Source organism: Actinomadura sp. 6K520, from assembly GCF_004349245.1.
Taxonomy (GTDB): Bacteria; Actinomycetota; Actinomycetes; order Streptosporangiales; family Streptosporangiaceae; genus Spirillospora.
The window spans coordinates 39,335-59,811 of sequence record NZ_SMLC01000029.1 but is presented as its reverse complement, the minus strand read 5'-3'; the positions used below and the strand labels follow the sequence as shown (position 1 = coordinate 59,811).

The 20,477-nt window shown below is 70.9% G+C and carries 20 protein-coding genes and 1 riboswitch; of the genes, 9 read left to right on the top strand and 11 right to left on the bottom strand.

What is annotated here, in order from left to right:
• A partial coding sequence (locus E1289_RS10750) for a nuclear transport factor 2 family protein (RefSeq protein WP_131978325.1) occupies positions 1-444 on the top strand: 444 nt, incomplete at its 5' end.
• A gap of 41 nt (positions 445-485) precedes the next feature.
• On the opposite strand, the gene E1289_RS10745 is transcribed toward E1289_RS10750, so the two are convergent.
• Genes E1289_RS10745 through gcvT form a run of 4 tightly spaced genes read right to left on the bottom strand, consistent with a single transcriptional unit; the run spans position 486 to position 4,718 of the window.
• Positions 486-1,859 (bottom strand): L-serine ammonia-lyase, encoded by a 1,374-nt coding sequence (locus tag E1289_RS10745; protein WP_131978322.1) that lies wholly within the window; start codon positions 1,857-1,859, stop codon positions 486-488.
• Positions 1,860-1,916: 57 nt separating this feature from the next.
• The gene (glyA, locus tag E1289_RS10740; RefSeq protein ID WP_131978343.1) at positions 1,917-3,179 is read right to left on the bottom strand and encodes a serine hydroxymethyltransferase; all 1,263 of its coding nucleotides are present in this window, start codon (positions 3,177-3,179) and stop codon (positions 1,917-1,919) included.
• On the bottom strand, positions 3,176-3,565 hold the full coding sequence (gene gcvH, locus E1289_RS10735; protein ID WP_131978319.1) for a glycine cleavage system protein GcvH: 390 nt from the start codon (positions 3,563-3,565) through the stop codon (positions 3,176-3,178). The genes glyA and gcvH overlap by 4 nt, the downstream gene beginning before the upstream one ends.
• 58 nt (positions 3,566-3,623) lie before the next feature.
• Positions 3,624-4,718, bottom strand: coding sequence for a glycine cleavage system aminomethyltransferase GcvT (gene gcvT, locus E1289_RS10730; protein WP_131978316.1), 1,095 nt, complete (start codon positions 4,716-4,718; stop codon positions 3,624-3,626).
• Between the two features lie 165 nt (positions 4,719-4,883).
• Positions 4,884-4,980, bottom strand: a riboswitch (glycine riboswitch).
• 220 nt (positions 4,981-5,200) lie between these two features.
• Between gcvT and E1289_RS10725 the strand changes: the two genes are divergently transcribed.
• The gene (locus E1289_RS10725; RefSeq protein ID WP_131978313.1) at positions 5,201-6,499 is read left to right on the top strand and encodes a site-2 protease family protein; all 1,299 of its coding nucleotides are present in this window, start codon (positions 5,201-5,203) and stop codon (positions 6,497-6,499) included.
• On the opposite strand, the gene E1289_RS10720 is transcribed toward E1289_RS10725, so the two are convergent.
• On the bottom strand, positions 6,489-7,586 hold the full coding sequence (locus tag E1289_RS10720; RefSeq protein ID WP_131978310.1) for a PLP-dependent cysteine synthase family protein: 1,098 nt from the start codon (positions 7,584-7,586) through the stop codon (positions 6,489-6,491). The two genes, E1289_RS10725 and E1289_RS10720, sit on opposite strands and share 11 nt — an antisense overlap.
• An 89-nt stretch (positions 7,587-7,675) precedes the next feature.
• On the opposite strand from E1289_RS10720, the gene E1289_RS40095 reads away from it, so the two are divergent.
• Complete coding sequence (locus E1289_RS40095; RefSeq protein WP_279487272.1) at positions 7,676-8,746, top strand: hypothetical protein; 1,071 nt, start codon at positions 7,676-7,678, stop codon at positions 8,744-8,746.
• Positions 8,747-8,871: 125 nt separating this feature from the next.
• On the opposite strand, the gene E1289_RS10710 is transcribed toward E1289_RS40095, so the two are convergent.
• A complete protein-coding gene (locus E1289_RS10710; protein ID WP_131978307.1) occupies positions 8,872-10,416 on the bottom strand; it encodes an ATP-dependent DNA ligase in 1,545 nt (514 codons plus the stop codon).
• A gap of 125 nt (positions 10,417-10,541) precedes the next feature.
• On the opposite strand from E1289_RS10710, the gene E1289_RS10705 reads away from it, so the two are divergent.
• The 3 genes from E1289_RS10705 (at position 10,542) to E1289_RS10695 (ending at position 12,393) form a co-directional block, all read left to right on the top strand.
• On the top strand, positions 10,542-11,282 hold the full coding sequence (locus E1289_RS10705) for a hypothetical protein (RefSeq protein ID WP_131978304.1): 741 nt from the start codon (positions 10,542-10,544) through the stop codon (positions 11,280-11,282).
• Between the two features lie 513 nt (positions 11,283-11,795).
• On the top strand, positions 11,796-12,149 hold the full coding sequence (locus E1289_RS10700; RefSeq protein ID WP_131978301.1) for a hypothetical protein: 354 nt from the start codon (positions 11,796-11,798) through the stop codon (positions 12,147-12,149).
• Complete coding sequence (locus tag E1289_RS10695; protein WP_131978298.1) at positions 12,142-12,393, top strand: hypothetical protein; 252 nt, start codon at positions 12,142-12,144, stop codon at positions 12,391-12,393. Before E1289_RS10700 ends, E1289_RS10695 begins: the two co-directional genes overlap by 8 nt.
• A gap of 63 nt (positions 12,394-12,456) precedes the next feature.
• Here the strand turns inward: E1289_RS10695 and E1289_RS10690 are convergent, their stop codons facing one another.
• The 3 genes from E1289_RS10690 to E1289_RS10680 are packed head-to-tail and all read right to left on the bottom strand — an operon-like array spanning position 12,457 to position 15,506.
• Positions 12,457-13,428 (bottom strand): diiron oxygenase, encoded by a 972-nt coding sequence (locus E1289_RS10690; protein WP_131978295.1) that lies wholly within the window; start codon positions 13,426-13,428, stop codon positions 12,457-12,459.
• A gap of 60 nt (positions 13,429-13,488) precedes the next feature.
• Positions 13,489-14,352, bottom strand: a complete 864-nt coding sequence (locus E1289_RS10685) for an SDR family NAD(P)-dependent oxidoreductase (protein ID WP_131978292.1) — start codon at positions 14,350-14,352, stop codon at positions 13,489-13,491.
• 47 nt (positions 14,353-14,399) lie between these two features.
• Positions 14,400-15,506 carry a ferritin-like domain-containing protein gene (locus E1289_RS10680; RefSeq protein ID WP_131978289.1) on the bottom strand — a complete coding sequence of 369 codons (1,107 nt, stop codon included), beginning with the start codon at positions 15,504-15,506 and terminating at the stop codon, positions 14,400-14,402.
• A 110-nt stretch (positions 15,507-15,616) separates the two neighbouring features.
• Here E1289_RS10680 and E1289_RS10675 point away from each other — a divergent pair, with 110 nt between their 5' ends.
• On the top strand, positions 15,617-16,291 hold the full coding sequence (locus E1289_RS10675) for a TetR/AcrR family transcriptional regulator C-terminal domain-containing protein (protein ID WP_131978286.1): 675 nt from the start codon (positions 15,617-15,619) through the stop codon (positions 16,289-16,291).
• Here the strand turns inward: E1289_RS10675 and E1289_RS10670 are convergent.
• Positions 16,242-16,883 (bottom strand): TetR/AcrR family transcriptional regulator, encoded by a 642-nt coding sequence (locus E1289_RS10670; RefSeq protein WP_243712740.1) that lies wholly within the window; start codon positions 16,881-16,883, stop codon positions 16,242-16,244. The genes E1289_RS10675 and E1289_RS10670 overlap by 50 nt on opposite strands.
• A gap of 82 nt (positions 16,884-16,965) precedes the next feature.
• On the opposite strand from E1289_RS10670, the gene E1289_RS10665 reads away from it, so the two are divergent.
• The gene (locus E1289_RS10665; RefSeq protein WP_131978283.1) at positions 16,966-18,429 is read left to right on the top strand and encodes an NAD(P)/FAD-dependent oxidoreductase; all 1,464 of its coding nucleotides are present in this window, start codon (positions 16,966-16,968) and stop codon (positions 18,427-18,429) included.
• Between the two features lie 43 nt (positions 18,430-18,472).
• Positions 18,473-18,853 (top strand): nitroreductase family deazaflavin-dependent oxidoreductase, encoded by a 381-nt coding sequence (locus E1289_RS10660; protein ID WP_131978280.1) that lies wholly within the window; start codon positions 18,473-18,475, stop codon positions 18,851-18,853.
• A gap of 48 nt (positions 18,854-18,901) precedes the next feature.
• Here the strand turns inward: E1289_RS10660 and E1289_RS10655 are convergent, their stop codons facing one another.
• On the bottom strand, positions 18,902-20,107 hold the full coding sequence (locus E1289_RS10655) for a helix-turn-helix domain-containing protein (protein WP_131978277.1): 1,206 nt from the start codon (positions 20,105-20,107) through the stop codon (positions 18,902-18,904).
• Positions 20,108-20,477 lie beyond the last annotated feature (370 nt).

The window sequence follows — 20,477 nt, the reverse complement described above, 5'->3', positions numbered from 1 at the left end:
CCCTTCCCGCCCTTCACCCTGGAGACCGCCCTGCAGAAGGTGCAGGCGGCCGAGGACGCATGGAACACCCGCGACCCGCGGCGGGTGGCGCTCGCCTACACGCGCGACTCCGCCTGGCGGAACCGGGACGTGTTCGTCACCGGGCGTGAAGAGATCATCGCCTTCCTGACGGCGAAGTGGGAGCGCGAGCTCGACTATGCCCTGCGGAAGAGCCTGTGGGGGTTCCGGGAGAACCGGATCGCCGTCCGGTTCCAGTACGAGTGGCACGACCGCGGCGGACAGTGGTGGCGCAGCTACGGCAACGAGCTGTGGGAGTTCGACGAGCGCGGGCTGATGCGGCGCCGCGAGGCGAGCATCAACGACGTGCCGATCGGCGAGGCCGACCGGCGCATCCACGGCCCCCGCCCCGCGGACGAGCACGGGGTCGACATTCCGCTCCGGTAGCCGGCGGGCGCACCGTCAGCGTTCTCCGTCAGCGTTCTTCGTCAGCATTCGATGACGTTGACGGCGAGCCCGCCCCGGGAGGTCTCCTTGTACTTGTCGAGCATGTCGCGGCCGGTGTCGCGCATGGTCTTGACGGCCTTGTCGAGGGAGACGAAGTGGCGGCCGTCGCCGCGCAGCGCGATGCGGGCCGCGCTGATCGCCTTGATGGCGCCGACGGCGTTGCGTTCGATGCAGGGGACCTGGACGAGGCCGCCGACCGGGTCGCAGGTGAGGCCGAGGTTGTGCTCGATGCCGATCTCGGCGGCGTTCTCGACCTGCTCCGGGGAGCCGCCCAGGACCTCGGTGAGGCCGGCGGCGGCCATGGAGCAGGCGGAGCCGACCTCGCCCTGGCAGCCGACCTCGGCGCCGGAGATCGAGGCGTTCTGCTTGAACAGGACGCCGATCGCGCCCGCGGTCAGCAGGAACCGGACGACGCCGTCGTCGTCGCACCCCGGGACGAAGCGGTCGTAGTAGTGCAGGACGGCCGGGATGATGCCGGCGGCGCCGTTGGTGGGGGCGGTGACGATGCGGCCGCCCGCGGCGTTCTCCTCGTTGACGGCCAGGGCGAAGAGGGTGACCCAGTCCATCGCGTGGAGCGGGTCGGTGGCGTTCTCGGCGGAGAGCTGGCGGTGCAGCAGGGGTGCCCGGCGCCGCACCTTCAGGCCGCCGGGAAGGAGGCCCTCGCGGGTGCAGCCCCGGGTGACGCACGCCCGCATGACCTGCCAAAGGTCCAGGAGGGCCGCGTGGATCTCCTGGGACGTGCGGCCGAACGCCTGCTCGTTCTCCAGCATGAGCGCGGAGACGGACAGGCCCGTCTCGCGGCAGCGTTCGAGGAGCCCGGCGCCCGTGTCGAAGGGGTGCGGCAGGACGGTGTCGTCGGACTTGATGCGGTCGGCGCCCGTGGCGGTCTCGTCCACGACGAAGCCGCCGCCGACCGAGTAGTACACCCGCGCGCGGAGTTCGCCGCCGCCGGCGTCCAGCGCGGTGAAGCGCATGCCGTTGGGGTGGCCGGGGAGGGACTCCTTGCGCTCGAAGACCAGGTGCTCGTTGACCACGAAGGGGATCTCGTGATCGTCGAAGAGGCGCAGGGTCCCGCTCTCGCGGATCTTGCCGAGGCGGTCGTCCACCTGGTCCACGTCGACCAGTTCGGGCCTGTCGCCTTCGAGGCCGAGGATGACGGCCTTGTCGCTGCCGTGGCCCTTCCCGGTGAGGCCCAGGGAGCCGTAGAGGGTGACCCGCACCGACGCGGTCTCCGCCAGCAGCCCGTCCCGGTGCAGGCCCTGGGCGAAGCGGTGCGCGGCGGCCATCGGGCCGCCGGTGTGGGAGGAGGACGGGCCGATCCCGATCTTGAAGAGGTCGAAAACGCTGATGGCCATGGCGCTACTCCCTTGTAGCGGCGCGCCCCCTTCCGCCGGGAAGGGGGCGCGCGGACGTCACAGGTCCGGGTACAGCGGATGCCTGTCGGCCAGTGCCCGCACGCGGGCCGCCAGGGCGTCGCGGTCGAAGGACGGCTGCAGCGCCAGTGCGATGACGTCGGCGACCTCGGCGAAGTCGTCGGCGGTGAAACCGCGGGTGGCGAGCGCGGGCGTGCCGATCCGCAGGCCGGAGGTGACCATCGGCGGACGCGGGTCGTTCGGCACGGCGTTGCGGTTGACGGTGATGCCGATGTCGTGGAGGCGGTCCTCCGCGTCGCGGCCGGTGAGGTCGGAGTCCACGAGGTCGACCAGGACGAGGTGGACGTCCGTCCCGCCGGTCAGGACCTTCACCCCCGCCTTGGCGGTGTCCTCGGCGAGGAGGCGGTCGGCGAGGAGCTTCGCCCCCTCGACGGTGCGGGCCTGGCGGGCGCGGAACTCGTCCGACGCGGCGATCTTCAGGGCGACCGCCTTGGCGGCGATCACGTGCTCCAGCGGGCCGCCCTGCATGCCGGGGAACACCGCGGAGTTGATCTTCTTGCCGTACTGCTCGCGGGCGAGGATGAGCCCGCCGCGCGGGCCGCCGAGCGTCTTGTGCGTGGTGGTCGTGACGATGTCGGCGTACGGGACGGGCGACGGGTGCAGGCCGGCGGCGACCAGCCCGGCGAAGTGCGCCATGTCGACCATGAGCACCGCCCCGGCCGAGTCGGCGATCTCGCGGAACGCCGGGAAGTCGAGCTGCCGCGGGTACGCCGACCAGCCCGCCACGATCATCCTGGGCCGGTGCTCGGCGGCGAGCGCCGCGACCTCGTCCATGTCGACCAGGCCGTCCTCCGCGCGGACGTGGTAAGGGACCACGTTCAGCATCTTGCCGGAGTAGTTCAGCCGCATCCCGTGCGTGAGGTGCCCGCCGTGCGCGAGGTCGAGGCCGAGGATCGTGTCGCCGGGCTGGAGCAGCGCGAAGTAGACGGCCGTGTTGGCCTGCGCGCCGCTGTGCGGCTGGACGTTCGCGTGCTCGGCGCCGAACAGCGACTTCGCGCGGTCGATGGCGAGCTGCTCGGTGACGTCGACGTGCTCGCAGCCGCCGTAGTAGCGCCGCCCCGGGTAGCCCTCGGCGTACTTGTTGGTCAGCACCGAGCCCTGCGCCTCCAGCACGGAGACCGGCGCGAAGTTCTCCGAGGCGATCATCTCGAGGGTGGACTGCTGCCGCCGCAGCTCCGCGGCGACGGCCGCGGCGACCTCCGGGTCGGCCGCGGCGAGCGGGTCGTTCAGGGTCACGTTCAGCCTTCCTCGATCAGCTTGCCGTAGGCGGCGGAGTCGAGCAGGTCGCCCGGCTCCTCGGAGATGCGGACCTTGAAGATCCAGCCCTCGCCGTACGGGTCGTCGTTGATGACCTTGGGCTCGTCCACGACCGCCGTGTTGATCGCGGTGATCTCGCCGCTCACCGGGGAGTAGATGTCGCTGACCGACTTCGTCGACTCGATCTCGCCGCAGGGCTCGCCCGCCTCGACGGAGTCGCCCTCGGACGGCTGCAGCTCGAGGTAGACGATCTCGCCGAGCGCGTCGGCGGCGTGCGCGGTGATGCCGATGGTGACGATGCCGTCCTCCCCGCCGAGGCCGGACACCCACTCGTGCTCTTCGCTGTAGCGGAGCTGCTCGGGAACGCTCACGATCACATCTCTCCTGTCATTGCGGGGGTGACCCCCACACCCCCGGGACCAACCTGTCTTAGGAACGCTTGTAGAACGGCAGCGGAACCACGTCGACCGGCTCCTGCCGGCCGCGGACGTCCACGGCCAGGCCCGTCTCCTCGACGCCGCTGTCGAGGTACGCCATGGCGATCGGCGTGCCCAGTGTGGGCGACGGAGCCCCGCTCGTCACGACACCGCACGGCGAGCCGCCGGACGTGACGACCTGGTACCCCTTTCGCGGCGCGCGACGCCCGCGGGCGACGAGTCCCACGAGCCTACGGCCCTGCGGCGTCTGCGCCTGCGCCGCCAGGGCGGTCCGCCCGACGAAGTCGCCGGGCTTGTCCAGCTTGACGACCCGGCCGAGGCCCGCCTCGAACGGCGTGATCTCCGCGGACAACTCGTTGCCGTACAGCGGCATGCCCGCTTCGAGGCGCAGCGTGTCGCGCGCCGACAGCCCGGCGGGGACGACACCGTCCACCCCGGCGAGCGCCTTCCACAGCGGGACGGCGTCGGACGCGTCCACGAACACCTCGAAGCCGTCCTCGCCGGTGTACCCGGTGCGGGCGAGGAGGGCGTCGACGCCCGCGACCCGCCCGGCGAGGACCGCGTAGTACTTGAGGTCGGCCAACGGGGCGTCGGTGAACCCTCCGAGGATCTCCTCCGAACGCGGCCCCTGAAGGGCGACCAGCGCGTACGACCCCGTGCGGTCCTCCACGGCCGCCTCGAAGGCCGCGGCCCGCTCCACCAGCGCCTCGCGGACGACGTCGGTGTTGGCGGCGTTCGCGACGACCATCCAGGTGGCGTCGGCCAGCCGGTAGACGATCACGTCGTCCAGGACGCCGCCGTCCTGCGCGCAGAGCATCGTGTAGCGGGCCTTGCCGACCGCCATCGGCGCGAGGTTGCCGACCAGCGCGTAGTCGAGCGCGGCGCCCGCCCCCGGCCCGGAGACGAAGATCTCTCCCATGTGGGACAGGTCGAAGAGCCCGGCGCCGGTGCGGACGGCCTGGTGCTCGGCCGTTTCGCTCGCGTAGCGCAGCGGCATCAGATAACCGGCGAAGTCGACGAGGTTCGCCCCCAGTTCCTGGTGGACGTCGTACAGCGGCGTCTTCTTGGCGGTCGGATCGGCGGGCATGGGTTCGGCTCCTTCGTCACGGGCGCACACGGACCATCGTCCCATCCGCGCACCGGTCGTCTCGGTGCCTCCCCCTCTGTCATCGGCGCCTGAGAGCTTCACCCGCCGCCGGGGCGGGCTTTCACCTTCGGCGGGGGACCGGGGTCCCCGCTTTCCAGAGGTCGCCTGGTCCGTGCGGTCCGTGGGCCTGAGAGTTTCCGGGGAGGATCTTGCTCCTTCGGCGCCCCCCGCCGGCTGCGGGGGCCTCTCCCGCACGGGATCATCGGCGGTGCGGATGATTATTGCACTCCCGGCCGCCTTGAAACCCGCCGCCGGGGGCCGCACACGGTCCACACAACGCTGTCGCCGCGGACACGCCGGCCGCACCCCGCCGCAGGCGGTCGCGCGATGGTTCAACCACAGGAACGCCGTTGCCGTACTCTTGGTGAGTTGCTGGATCCACCCCCCGGTGAGCGGGGTGCACGACCGGAGGGGCAAGACGCATGGCCTACCTGGTTGGGGCGTTGATTCTCTTCTTCGGCCTCCTGGTGTCCATCGCGCTGCACGAACTGGGGCACTTCTCGTTCGCCAAGCTGTTCAAGGTGCGGACCACCCAGTTCATGGTCGGGTTCGGACCGACGATGTGGTCGTGGCGCCGGGGGGAGACCGAGTACGGGATCAAGTGGATCCCGCTCGGCGGCTACATCCGGATGATCGGGATGCTGCCGCCGCGCAAGGGCGACGCCCCGGGCCAGATCCGGCAGGTCAGCACCGGGCCGTTCCAGGGCCTGATCGAGTCGGCGCGCGGTGCGGCGCTGGAGGAGGTCAGGCCGGGCGACGAGAACCGCGTCTTCTACGCCAAAAAGTGGTGGCAGAAGCTGCTGATCATGTTCGGCGGGCCCGCCATGAACCTGCTCCTCGCGGTGGTGTTCTTCGCGATCCTGCTGATGGGCATCGGCACGAACCAGCCGCAGCCGGTGATCCGGGAGGTCGCCGAGTGCATGGTCCCGGCGAGCCAGTCGGAGGTCAGCGAGTGCCCGGCGGACGCGGCGCAGACCCCGGCGATGCAGGTGGGCCTGCGGCCCGGGGACCGGATCGTCGACTTCAACGGGAAGCCGATCGACGACTACCGGGAGCTGCAGGAGGAGATCCGCGACGCGGGCGGGCGCACGGTGCCGATGACCGTCGAGCGCGACGGGCGGGACATGCGGCTGGACGTCCCGATCGCCCGCAACCAGATGTACCACCTGGAGGACCCGGACAAGATCGTCGAGGTCGGGTTCCTCGGCATCACCCCGACCAGCGCGGTCGAGCGGGAGGGGCCGGGCGCCGTGGCGAGCACGATGGGCGACCTGACCGTCCGGACCGCGGGCGCGCTTGTGCGGATGCCGGAGAAGATGGTCGGCATCTGGCACGCGGCGTTCGGCGGCGAGGAACGCGACCCCAACGGCCCGATCGGCGTCGTCGGCGTCAGCCGGATCGGCGGGGACGTGGCCGCCTCCGAGGCCCTCGACGGGTCCGAGAAGATCGCCTACTTCGTGATGCTGCTCGGGTCGCTGAACCTCGCGGTCGGCCTGTTCAACCTCGTCCCGCTGCTGCCGCTGGACGGCGGGCACATCGCCGGCGCCCTGCTGGAGGCGGTCAAGAAGGGCTTCGCGAAGATCTTCCGGAGGCCCGACCCCGGGTACGTGGACGTCGCGAAGGCCCTGCCGGTGACGTATGTGATGGCGGTCGTCCTGATCGTGATGGGCGGGCTGCTCATCTACGCCGATCTGGTCAACCCCGTCCGCTTCACGGGATAGCGGCCAGCTCCCCGGTCTTCAGGAACCCGTCGAGCGCGGCGAGGTAGGGCTCGATGTCCAGGCCCTGCGCGGCCAGCCACGCGTCCGAACCGTAGGTGCCGGTGTAGCGTTCGGCGCCGTCGCAGATCAGCGTGACGACGCTGCCGCGTTCCCCGCGCGCCCGCATCTCCGCGATCAGCTCGGCCGCGCCCCACATGTTGGTGCCGGTCGAGCCGCCGACCTCCCGGCCGCTGACCGCGCTCGTCCAGCGCATCGCCGCGATGGACGCCGCGTCCGGCACCCGGACCATCCGGTCGATGACCGACGGCAGGAAGGACGGCTCGACGCGGGGCCGGCCGATGCCCTCGATCCGCGAGCCCGCCGCGGTCCGCTCCGGGTCGCCGTGGGCGAACGACCCGAAGAACGCCGACCCGTCCGGGTCGACGACCGCGAGCCGCGTCTGGAACCGCCGGTACCGCGCGTACCGGCCGATCGTCGCGGACGTCCCGCCGGTGCCCGCGCCCACCACCACCCAGGACGGCTCGGGGAACCGCTCCAGCCGCAACTGCTCGAAGATCGACTCGGCGATGTTGTTGTTGCCGCGCCAGTCGGTGGCGCGCTCGGCGTAGGTGAACTGGTCCATGAAGTGGCCGCCGCACTCGGCCGCGAGCCGCCGCGACTCGTCGTAGATCGAGGAGGGGTCGTCCACCAGATGGCACCGGCCGCCGTGGAACTCGATGAGCTGGATCTTCTCGGGGCTGGTCGACGCCGGCATCACCGCGACGAACGGCAGCCCGAGCAGCCGCGCGAAGAACGCCTCCGACACCGCCGTCGACCCGCTGGACGCCTCGATGATCGTCGTGTCCGCGCGGATCCAGCCGTTCGCCAGCCCGTAGAGGAACAGGGAGCGGGCGAGCCGGTGTTTGAGGGAACCGGTGGGGTGGACGGATTCGTCCTTCAGGTACAGGTCGATGCCCCACTCCGGCGGCAGTGGGAACACGTGCAGGTGCGTGTCGGCGCTGCGGTTGGCGTCGGCGTCGACCAGGCGGACGGCCTCGGCGATCCAGGCCCGGTATCCGGGGTCGCAGCGGTCCACGGTGCGGCTCAAGGCGGCTTTCTCCTCGGATCGTCGCTGATCGGCCGCGTCCCACGATATCCGTGCATGTCGCAGGGCATGATGGAGCGTGCGGGGGGGACATGATCGAGATGTTCGGTGAGCGGATCGTGGAGGCCGGGCGGCTGCCGCTGTTCGGCTTCTTCGCCGCGTTCATCATCACGTTCGTGGTGACCCGGGTGAACGTCCGGCTGATCCGCTCGAACGTGCGGTGGCTCCGGAACGTGACCGCCGGTGACGTGCACATCCACCATGTCGTGTTCGGTGTCGTGCTGATGCTGGTGGGCGGGGTGGGGAGCGTCGCGATCCCGGACGCGCACGTCAGGTTCGAGCTGGCGGCCGCCGTCGTGTTCGGTGTGGGCTCCGCCCTCGTCCTGGACGAGTTCGCGCTGATCCTGCACCTCAGCGACGTCTACTGGACGGAGAAGGGCCGCGCGTCGGTGGACGCCGTCTTCGTCGCCATCGCCGTGACCGGCCTGCTGCTCCTCGGCATCCACCCGTTCGGCTACGAGAACCTCTGGTTCGACTCCGGTTCCGGCTCCGGTTCGCTGTCCCCGCTCTACGCCGCGTTCCTGTTCGGCAACCTCGTCCTCGCGGTGATCACGCTGCTGAAGGGCAAGATCTGGACCGGGCTCATCGGGCTGTTCCTGCCCGCCCTGCTGATCGTCGGCGCGATCCGCGTCGCGCGCCCCGCCTCGCCCTGGTCGCGCTGGCGCTACGATGCGGACTCGCGTCGCTACCAGCGGGCCGTCCGGCGGGAGAAGAAGCTCCGCCGGCCGCTCATCCGGGGCAAGATCTGGGTGCAGGAGTTCATCGCGGGTCGGCACGACCTCATCCCGCCCGAGCTGATGCAGCGCCGCGCCGAGGCCACCGAGCGGGCGCGCCTGCGCCGGGTCGCCCGCGCCCGCCGCAGGGCCGCCGCCCGCGCCGCCCGCGCCGCCCGCAAGGCGACCCCCGGAACCCCGCGCGGACCGGTAACGGGAGGCGAAGGCCGGACGGAGACCCGCGCGCGGCGCGGCGCCCTGGCCCGGACCCACCGGGGGACCGCGTCCCGCATGCGGACCCGCGCCGCGACCCGGCGCCGAGCCCGCCATACCGAGCCGGAGGAGGAGCCCCCGCCCAGCGAGCGCCCCAGGGCGGGAACGTCCGGCTGAGGACCCGATCCGAAGATCGTCGATTGACTGGTGGTGGGCGGGGGCTGGAGGGCGGTGCCGCGCACAGGCCAGGTCACGTGGTGCGCGCCGGCGAGCGAAGTGGGCCTGGACTGCGATGAACGCGCCTAGTCCATGACCGGTGCGACGGCACGTACGGTGTCGATGGTGTCGGCGTCCGTGGCGGACTTGTCGGGGCGGTAGCGCAGGACGCGGGCGAAGCGGAGCGCGATGCCGCCCGGGTAGCGGGGGCTGTGCTGGACGCCGTCGAACGCGATCTCGACGACGAGCTCGGGCCGGACGTGGACCGTCCAGCCGTCCTCCCGCACGGCCAGCTCGCGGAGCTTCTCCGTCTGCCACGCCAGCAGCTCGTCGGTGAGGCCCTTGAACGTCTTGCCGAGCATGACGAAACCGCCGGTCCCGGGGTCGCGGGCCCCGAGGTGCAGGTTGGACAGCAGCCCCTGCCGGCGGCCGTGCCCCCATTCGACCGCGAGGACGACGAGGTCGAGGGTGTGCCGCGGCTTCACCTTGATCCATCCGGCGCCGCGCCGCCCGGCCGTGTAGGGGGTGTCGATCGACTTGATCACGACGCCCTCGTGGCCGTGCGCGACGGCCTCGTCGAACGCCTCCTTGGCCCGTGCCGGGTCGGCGGTGACGATCCCGGGCATCCGCAGCTCCGCGGGCACGGCCCGGACGAGCGCCGCGCCGCGCTCCGCGCCTGGGGCGTCGAGCAGGTCGGCGCCGCCCGCCGGATCTCCCTCGTCCAGGTACAGGACGTCGAACAGGAACAGCGACAGCGGGACCGGTTCGGTGTTCTTGGCGGTCCGCGTGGCGGTGCGGGCGGCGGTGACCTGGAACGGGTGGGGACGCCCGTCGGGCCGCAGCGCGATCAGCTCGCCGTCGAACACGGCCGCGCGGACCGGCAGCTCCCGCACGGCCGCGACGACCTCCGGCAGCCGGGAGGTGATCTCGTCCAGCGTGCGGGTGAACACCCGGACCTCGCCGTCCGAGAGGTGGATCTGCGCGCGGATGCCGTCGAGCTTCCACTCGACGGACGCCTCGGCGCCGAGCTTGGTGAACGCCTCCTCGATGGAGGGGGCGGACGCCGCGAGCATCGGCTTGACCGGCCGCCCCACCTCCAGCGTGAACGCGCGCAGGCCCGGCACGCCGTCGGCGAGCGCGGCGGTGGCGACCGGCCCCAGCGTCCCGCGCAGCATGAGCGCCCGCCGCACCTCGGCGGACGGGACCCCGGCCGCCGCCGCGATCGCCTCGGCCATCACCCCGTCGAGCGCGCCCTGCCGCAGCTCGCCCGCCAGCAGCCGGACGAGGAAGTCCTGCTCGGCGCGGGTGGCGCGGCCGAACAGCGCGGCGAGCAGCTCGCGCCGCCGCGCGACCGAGCCCGGCCCGGAGACCGCGCCGATCCCGGTGAACGCCGCGTCCACTTCCGGGACGGTCAGCGACGGTTCCGCGGCCGGGGGCGGGATGTCCCGCAACGCGGCGTACCCGACGCCGATCTGGCGTTGCGGCAGCTCACCGGACAGGTAGGCGACCACGGTGGCCGCCTCGTCCGGTTCGGCCGTGCGCAGGCACTCCGCGAGCGCGGATACCTTGGCCTTGCGGCCCGAGGTGCCCGCGACGGCCTGCGACGTCCGCGCGATGTCGGCTACCAGCACCTCTCCATTGTGACCACGAGGTCTGACAATCCATACCGTCCAGGGGCCTGGTCAGGAACGTGGCGCCTGACTACGTTGACTTGAGGCGGGCCCAGTCACCGAGACGGGGGAGTGAGGAGCGGGGAGTGGGGCTTCAACGTCCGCCGGAGCCGTTCCACCGGCTCTACTCCGCACCGGAACCGCCATCGCCGTCCCGCGGTCCGCGGGTGCTCAAGCTGCTGGCGGTGCTCGCCGCCTTCGCGGTGGCCGGAGCGGGCGTGTTCCTGGTGGTGCCCGGCCGGAGCCAGAGCGGCGGCGGCGCCGAGGACGCCGCGGCCGTGCGGCCGATGCCCGCCGATGCGGACCGGACACCGGTGCGGTCGCGGGAGTTCGTCCGGACGCTGCCGTCGCCGTGCGGGACGGTGTCGCGGGCGACCGTCGACCGGACCGTCCCGAAGGCACGGCAGCGGCAGAGCGGGAACTCGACACTGACCACGTGCACGTACTCCGCGGAGGGCTCGCCGTCCCGGTGGCTCCGCGTGGAGGCGCACCTGTACGCGCCGGACAACACCGCCACCCCGGTGGAGGACGCCGCGAGCCACTACGACGAGCGGTGGGCGCAGGCGCACGACGCGCCGCCCGTCCGGACGATCAGCCTGCGGCGCCACCGGGGCCTCGGGGACGAGGCGTACCGCTGGTTCAAGGCCGACGAGGCCGGACCGGCCGTGATCGGGCAGGTCACCGCCCGGACCCGCAACGCGGTCCTCACCGTCAGCTACGGCGAGCACGCCCCCGGTGCGGCCGGGCGGCGGGAGGTGGAGCGCGCCTGCCTGGACCGGGCCACCGCCGTCGCCCGCGAAGTCGTCACCGCGCTAAATCATTTCTGACCTGAATCGGCCGATCATGGCATATTCTCTGTCAAGAGCTTCTAAGGTGATGTGCAAAGGGGAGGGGTATGCCGATCATGCTCCCCGAACGAGGCCGGGTGATCGGCGTATTTGCGGCACCTGGGAGGAGGAGGTCGACGACGTGACCGTCCAATCGGTAGGAGTGTCCTGGGTATAATCCCAGGTCAGCAACCCGGAACGTCGACGGGCCGCGGAGTGGACCCCCCTCCGCGGCCCTTCTGCATCCCGTCAACAGGACCAAACCCGAAGCATTTACGAACCATTTTCTAATACGAGCCTCGGGTTGTCAGGATGAATGGCCCGCAGTAGAACCTGTTACCGCTCCAGTAAGCCGCCACGTAGCACGTCGGGTGGATAAGCTGGCCGGTCATCACCCGCGTCACACGCGCCAGACCCGCGGCCGCCATCCGCTGCACGAGTCCTCGTTGCCCCGGGAGTTGTCGGGCAGGCCGACTATTCTGGCCCACAGGCCACTGAACAGGAGGGCGGCAGATGGTCGCACAGCGCGAGGGGCGTGAGGAGCCGCTGATTCCCATGCCGGAACTGACCTGGCCCGCGCTCCGTAAGGCGGTGGCGACCGTGGCGCCGTCGCGGCTGCCCGAGTTGTTCGAGGACATGCAGAAGGCGTTCGTCGAGGCCGGTGAGAACGGCAGCATCGTCCCCATCCGCAGGTTCCACCTGCACTGGGGCGAGATCGTGGAGATCGAGCGCCACCCGGAGACCGCCCGCCGCCTGCACGCGGCCGAACGCGCCATGGCCAGCGACGACCCCGAGGTCCGGCAGCGCGCGATCCGTGAGATCGGTGACATCGTCCGCGCGGCCGGTCGAGCGGTCGCCGGTGAGTGAGTGGGCCTGGGAGTACGACCCCGATGACCTCCTGGACGGGCTGCCGCCCGAGGCGATCACAGAGATCGAGAGCCTTGCTCGTGAGATCGCGACGCGAGATTCGATGCTCTTCCCCGAAGGCGCGGCGCACACCGGTGACGTCCCCGGGCTGCAAAGGGAGCACCGGGGCCGGCTCATGGTGGCTTACCTGCCCGATGTCCGGGGCGAGAGGATCGTGATCGTCCGGGTCCTCTGGCTCGGCTGACGGCGCTGGCTCCACTCGGTCATGATCTTGGTGTGTATGCACGAGTCGGGTAGCTGGAGCCTGTTACCGCTCCAGTAAGCCGCCGCGTACCCAGATGTCGCGTGCGCGGCCGTCCAGGAAGCCGACCTCGTCGAAGAACGCGGTGCATCTGCGGAACGCCCACGCCATCGTCGCGCGCCGGTGCGGGCTGACCGCCGCCACCCGCCGCGCCAGCCGCGGATCCAGCCCCACCGCCGCGTAGCACGACGGGTGGACCAGCTGGCCGGTCATCACCCGCGTCACGCGCGCCAGACCCGCGGCCGCCATCCGCCGGCGTACCGCGGGCAGCACCGCCACCAGCCGCTTCAGCTCCTCGCGGGCGTACTTGATGTGCCGCGCCTCCTCGATCACGTGGATCCGCGTCACCTGCCGCACCAGCGGCTGCACGTCCTCGTCCGGGAACGTCGTCCGCTGGAACGCGTCGGTGAACTCCTCCACGACCAGGGTCCCCGCGAAGACCGGCATCGGGTCGTAGACGGCCCCGAGCAGCTTCGCCAGGTGGAACTCCGCCGCGCGCGGGCGGTGCGTGCGCAGCCCGCATGTGCGTACCATCCGGCCGAACATCTTCGAGTGCCGGCACTCGTCGGCGATCTCCGTCAGCGCGTAGGCCACGTGGTCGCTGTCGTAGCGCTGCCGGTAGGCGTGCATCACCAGCGCCTGCATCAGCATCATCTCCGACCAGATGCCGAAGGAGGCGATGCTGCACATCTCCCGCTTCGACAGCTCCACCCGCTGCCGGTGCGTCAGCCCGTCCCACAGCGGCGTCTCATAGATCGACACCAGTTGCGGCGGCATGTAGAACACGTCCGGGTCCTGCGGCGCGTCCCAGTCCACGTCCACGTCCGGGTCGAACGAATGCCTGCGCGACGTCCGCAGCAGGCGCTCGGCGACCACCTCGCGGTGCGTCAGTTCCAGCGTGTGGTCGCCGTCGTCGCAGCGGATCACCGCCGTCCATGTACGGGGTCGGCCATCGCTCGGCAGTACGTCGGGGGGCATCGATCCGTCTCCTCTCACCGATGGGGGAGTCGTGGGGAGGGGCGCGCCCGGACGCGGGCGCTAGCCGCGGGAGGTGGGGATTCTGGCCAGGAGGCGCACTGCGGCGGGGGAGACCCTGGACAGCGTGTGCAGGAGGTGGCCCTCGAAGTTGACGGGGACCACGGCCTTGTTCTTGATGATGGCGTGGACGATCCGCTCGGCGACCTTCTCCGGCGGGTAGTTGCGGAGCTTGATGGCCTTCTTGGCGCTCTGCTGGAGGCGGGTGCGGGTCTCCTCGTCCCCGTCGACGTAGGTTCCGTTGTCGACGATGCCGGTGCTGACGAAGCCGGGGCAGACGGCGGTGACGCCGATGCGGCTGCCCGCGAGCTCGGCGCGCAGGGACTCGCTGAGCATCAGGACGGCGGCCTTCGTCGTGCAGTAGGCGGGCATGGCGCGCCAGGGGGCGAACGCCGCGGCGGACGCGACGTTGACGATGTGGCCGCCGAAGTTGGGCTTGTCGGGCTTGTTGGGGAGGCCGTGCACGCGCTCGTGCATCTGCTTGCCGAACAGGCGCGACCCGTGGATCACGCCGTACAGGTTGACGCCGAGGATTCTGTCCCAGTCGTCCAGGCCGGTTTCGAGGAACGGGCCGGCGACCGCGATGCCGGCGTTGTTGACGAGGATGTCGGGGGCCCGGTGGATCTCCTTGACCTCGGCGGCGAAGGACTCCATCGCGGCCGCGTCCGAGACGTCCACCCTGTAGGCGGTGCCGCCGGAGCCGACCGACTTGGCGAGGGTGATGGTGTGCTCCGCCGCGGGGAGGTCGATGTCGGCGGCGATGACGGTGGCGCCGCGGCCGGCCAGCGCCAGCGCGGTGGCCCGGCCGATCCCGCTGCCGGCTCCGGTGACGACGGCGAGTGCTCCGTCGAAGTGGGCGAGTGGCATGCGAGACCTCCGAGAGGGCGTGCTGGACGGCGACGGTCCAACCGTACTCAGCCCGCGGCGGCGTCGGCGATCACGGTGTCGACCTCCGCCTTGCGGGCCGCCTCCTCGGCGGCGAACCGCTCGGTGTCGAGCTTGTCGGCGATCTCCTCGTCCTGGTTCATCAGGGCGTCGAGGTCGGCCTTGGACATGTCCAGCACGCCCATGTCGTCGTAGGTCTTCTGGATGCGCTCGCTCCACAGGCCGATGTCCTTGACGCAGGGGACGATGCGGCTGAACAGGAGGCTCTGGAACATCCGCATGTAGGGGGAGTTCTCCACCATCTCGTCGACCTCCTTCGGGTCGATGCCGAAGTTGGTCCAGATCTCCCGGCCGCGGATGCGGTCGCGCATCAGGTAGCAGCCCTCGATGACGAACTCCTCGCGCTCCCGGAGCTCGGCGGGCGACAGCTGCTTGTAGTAGTCGCGGAGGGCGAGCCGCCCGAACGCGACGTGGCGGGCCTCGTCCTGCATGACGTAGGCGAGGATCTGCTTGGGGAGCGGCTTGGTGGTGATGTCGCGGATGACGCCGAACGCGGCGAGCGCGAGGCCCTCGATGAGGACCTGCATCCCCAGGTAGGGCATGTCCCAGCGGGAGTCGGTGAGGGTCTCGTTCAGCAGGTCCTGCAGCTTGGTGTTGATCGGGTAGATCATCCCGACCTTGTCGTGCAGGAAGCGCGTGAACAGCTCGACGTGGCGGGCCTCGTCCATCGTCTGGGTGGCGGAGTAGAACTTGGAGTCGAGGTCGGGCACCGACTCCACGATGCGGGCGGCGGTGACCATCGCGCCCTGCTCCCCGTGCATGAACTGGGAGAACTGCCAGGACGTGGAGTGCCGCCGCAGCTCGCCGCGCTCCTTCTCGGAGAGGCGGTCCCAGTACTTCGTCCCGTAGATGGCGAGGGACTGGTCGGGGACGCCGAGCGGGTTGTGCGGGTCGACCTCAAGGTCCCAGTCGATCCGCTTGGTGGAGTCCCACTGCTTGTCCTTGCCCTTCTGGTAGAGGGCGAGCAGGCGGTCGCGGCCGTCGTCGTACTCCCAGGTGAACCGGGCGTCGCCCATCATGGGGACGTTCCAGGTGGACGTGGCGACGGGCTCGGTGTAGAGGTCATGGGTCGACATGGGCGCTCCTCCCCGGGAGGCGCAGACGTACGATGTACGTCTCACGTACAATGTACGTACCGTGTCATGGCGCACTTATAGGTGTCAACGGCCGGGGAAAGGGCGGGACCATGACGAGGAACGCGGCCCCCGGGACCGTGCGGCCGGTGCTGACCCGCGAGCGGATCGTGCTCGCCGCGGTCGGGCTGATCGAGCGGGAGAGCGCGGACGCGCTGTCGATGCGCCGGGTGGCGGCCGAGCTGGGCGTCGCCGTGATGTCCCTCTACAACCACGTGCCGAACAAGAGCGCGCTGCTGGAGGGCGTCGCCGAGCACGTCGTCTCGGGCCTGGAACTGCACGACGACCCGTCCGAGCCGTGGCAGGAACGTGCGCGGGCCCTGGTGCGGGCCTTCCGGAAGGTCGCCCACGACAACCCGCGCTGCATGACGATCGTCCTCACCCACAAGATCGACACCCCGGTCGCGCTGCGGCCGGCCGAGCGCGCCCTGGCGCTGGCGGACGCGGCCGGGTTCGACGGCGAGACCGCCGTCCGGATCATGCGGGCGCTGCTCGCCTACGCGCTCGGCGCGCAGCTGCGCGAGGTCGCGATGAGCAAGATGCTCGGCCACCTCGCCGAGACGGGGGCGCAGGCGTGGTCCCGGCTGGACCCGGACGAGTTCCCGCACGTGATCGCCTACGGGCCGGCGCTCGCCGGCATCGACGCCGAGGCCGACTTCGAGTTCGGCCTCGACCTGCTCATCGGGGCGCTGGACCGCCTTCCCCGGCGTCCGCCACATAGGGGCTGAGTCCGTGCCAGCAGAAGTCGGTCATGTGGCGGGCCGCGTCGTGCGCCGACATCTCCGGCCGCCGCGCCCGCCACTGCGCCAGCCGCTCGCTCGCGCCGATGATGATCTCGGTGTAGGCGTCGATCGCGGCGGCCGGGGCGGACGGCGCGAACGTCGCCAGCACGCCCGCGATGAGCGTGCTCTGCTGCCGCCGCGTCGACTCGACGGCCTCGATGGTCTCCGCGGAGGCGGCCATCGGCTCGCGCATCAGCATCGCGAACGACCTGCTGTGCGCGTCCATGAACTCGAAGTAGGCGACCATCCCGCGCCACAGGATGTCCTGCGGGGTGGTGGCACCCGCCATGGCCTTCTGGGTGACGTCGAGCAGCTCGGCCTTGGACCGGCCGACGCACGCTACGAGCAGCCCGTCCTTGGAGCCGAAGTATTCGTAGAGCATCGGCTTGGAGACCCCGCAGCGCTCGGCGATCTCGTCCATCGAGGTGGCCTGGTAGCCGCGCTCGCCGAACACCTCCTCCGCCACGTCCAGCATCTGCCGTTCGCGCTCGGCGCGCGACATCCGCCGGCGGGCGGGGCGGGGTGTGGCGCCACTCACAGCAGAACCTCCCTGTTGGACCTACCGTCAGTAACCTACTCCAGGTAACTTACCGGAAGTAGGTTACGCGAGAGGATGGGTTATGAGCGAGCGTGCCCCCACGATCGTCATCATCGGCGCCGGCTTCGCCGGTCTCGGCATGGCGATCCGGCTCAAGCAGAACGGCTTCCACGACTTCGTCGTCCTGGAGAAGAGCGAGGCGCTCGGCGGGACGTGGCACGACAACACCTACCCGGGCTGCGCCTGCGACGTCCCCTCGCACATGTACTCCTTCTCGTTCGAGCTCAACCCCGGCTGGACGCGCATGTTCGCGCCGCAGCCCGAGATCCGCTCCTACATGGAGAGCACCGCCGACAAGTACCGCGTGCGCGAGCACATCCGCTTCGGCGCGGCCGTCGACGCCATGGAGTACGACGACGAGGCCCGGCGCTGGAACGTCACGCTGACGGACGGGTCGACCCTGACGCCGAAGGCCATCGTGTCCGGCATCGGCGCCCTGCACGTCCCGTCCTACCCGGACCTGCCGGGCATCGAGCGGTTCCGCGGCACCGCGTTCCACTCCGCCGAGTGGGACCACTCCTACGACCTCGCGGGCAAGCGCGTCGCCGTCGTCGGGACGGGCGCGTCCGCCATCCAGTTCGTGCCGCAGGTCGCGAAGAAGGCCGCCGACCTCGTCGTGTTCCAGCGGACGGCGCCGTGGATCCAGCCCAAGCCGGACGTGTCCATCCCGGCGCCGGTGCGCTCGGTCTTCACCAAGGTCCCGGGCGCCGCCCGCGCCTTCCGCAACGGGATCTACTGGACGCTGGAGGCCCGCGCCGTCGGCTTCACGATCGACCCGCGGCTGTCCGGCCCGCAGGAGTTCCTGGCCCGCCGGCACATCGCGCGGCAGATCTCCGACCCGGAGCTGCGCGCCAAGGTGACGCCGGACTACACGATCGGGTGCAAGCGGATCCTGCTGTCCAACGACTACTATCCCGCGCTGACCCGCCCGAACGTGGAGCTGGAGACGTCCGAGATCGCGGAGGTCACCGAGAACTCCGTCGTCACCGCGGACGGACGCGAGTACGAGGTCGACTGCATCATCTACGGCACCGGCTTCAAGGTGACCGACGCCCTCACCGACCTGCGCGTCACCGGCCGCGACGGCGTCAAGCTGCAGGAGATCTGGGCCAACGGGATCGAGGCGCACCGCGGCACCACGGTGCCGGGCCTGCCGAACTTCTTCATGCTGCTCGGCCCGAACACCGGGCTCGGCCACAACTCGGTCGTCTTCATGATCGAGGTGCAGATCCAGCACGTGCTGAGCTGCCTGCGGCTGCTCCAGGAGCGCGGCGGCGACACGATCGAGCCGAAGCCGGCCGCCGCGCGCCGCTACAACGACCGCATGCACCGGCGCCTGCGCCGCGCGGTGTGGAACGAGGGCGGCTGCAACAGCTGGTACCTGGACGACCAGGGAGTCAACCGCACGATCTGGCCGGGCCACACCTTCGAGTACTGGGCCGGCTCCCGCAAGGTCAAGCCCGAGGAGTACACGATCACCAGCTAGAGCCTCCCGCGCGGGGACGCCGCGGGCGTGCTAGGCAGGAACCATGGTGAAACCGCTGATACCTCGGGCCATGCGCGGCTTCAACAAGGCCGTCACCAACCGGATCCAGGGGGTCTACGCGCCCTACGTGCCGCCTCTTGCCATGGTCGTCCACAAGGGGCGCCGGTCGGGGCGCGAGTACCGGACGCCGGTCACCGCGTTCCGCAGCGGCCGGACCCTCGTCATCGGGCTGCCGTACGGGGCGGACACCGACTGGGTCCGCAACCTGCTCGCCGAGGGGCGCGGCGGGGTGGAGCGGCTCGGGCGGGCCCGGCGGATCGCCCGCCCGCGCGTGCTCACCGCGGACGAGGCCCGGGAGCTCCCCGCGGCGGGACGGTTCGCCGCCCGCTACATGGACGTCCTCGTAGCGGACCTGGAGGACTGAGCGGACATCGAGGACTGAGCGCACATATAAGACTGTGCGGTGCGGGGGTCAGCCGCGGGGGTCGCCGCCGCGTCCGGGGTTGCGCCGGTTGCGCAGCCGGACGGCGCGGAGGGTGGCGTCGAGGGAGAACCGGGTGTCGGCGTCGTCGAGGCTGTCGCCCATGTAGCTTTCGAGCTGCCGGAGCCGGTACCGCACGGTCTGCGGGTGGATCTTGAGCCGCTCGCCGATGTCGACGGCCGTCGAGCGGGTGGTGACGGCCTCGGCGAGCGTCTCGACCAGCCGCCGGCGCTGCCCGTCGGACATCTCCCGCAGCGGCTCCAGGTGCCGGCGGGTGAGCTCCTCCACGAGCGGCGGGTCCGACAGCAGCCACATGGTCATCAGGTGGTCCTGGCAGGGGATGAGCGACCCGTCCTTGATGACGCCCTCCTCGGCCAGGGCGAGGACGCGCCGCGCCCACCGGAGCGAGTGGGTGGCCCGCTCCAGCGGGACGGTGAGGCCGACGACGCAGGTCGCGTCCGACAGGGCGGCGTGCAGCATGGCGTGGCGGGCCTCGGTCAGCGGCCCGGGGACGAGCATGGCCGGTTCGGCGGAGTCCAGGTCCACCAGGACGTCGGAGTCCAGCGCGGCGCGGGTGCAGGGCGCCTCGGGGTGGACGGCGATGAGCGTGGCCTCCTCCGGGAGCGGCCACCAGGAGGTCGCCCTGGCCAGGTCCTCGATCGCCTCGGGGACGACGGCGGGCTGCTGGAGGATCAGGTGCAGGAGCCGTCGCCGGTCTTCGCGGCGGCGCACGTCGGCGTGGCCGGTGGCCTGCTGGTGGCCGAGCCGGATCTGGGCGACGGCCTCCTCCAGGTAGCCGAGCATCGCGTCGACCGTGCTGGAGACGATCGACGTGGGGATCTCCTCGCGCTCGGCGATGACGACGGTGCGGCGCCAGGCGATGTGGAAGGCGATCCGGGTCGCGGCCTGGATGTGGTCGAGGTTGCGTCCCTCGATGGCCTCGAACTGCCCGACCGCGCGGCAGGTCTCGTCGCGCTGGGTGAGCGGCGCGCCGGGCTCGCTGAAGGTGTCCAGGAAACCGGCGAGGAGTAACTCGGTGCTGATCCGCAGAATCTGGTCATAGGCGGAATCCGCCGAACGGTTGTACTCCGGGATCGACTTACGGATCTCGGTAACGACCTCCTGGGTGACGTCGGGCAGCTCCGAACGCAGCAGGCGGATGAAATCAGCGAAGATGGTTCTGCTTGTTTCAGACAATTCCAATGCCTGCGACATAGGTATGGGAAACCTCCGCATCGGGCCTGCTGGACACCGGCGCCGTGCTGCCCGCCCCGGAGCGGAACGGTGGCGTCGGCGGGGTGTGCCGAGCGGTGGCGGACACCCTTGGGCGGGATCGAGGAACACTAGCGAACATAAAGTCGTCAGTGACCGCTGACAAGGCTTCCGGCCGGGATCGGCGGCGCCAGGCTGCTTCTTTGCGCGAGATGTGACAAAACCGCGGTCCGGATGCTGTCCCGTTGACAATCCCCTCCGTGGAGTGCGGGCCGGCGTCCCGCCGACGGCCCTCATGTTACCGCCAAGTAGTCACCGGCGACGGATCGGGGAAGATCGAATACTAAGCCGGTGA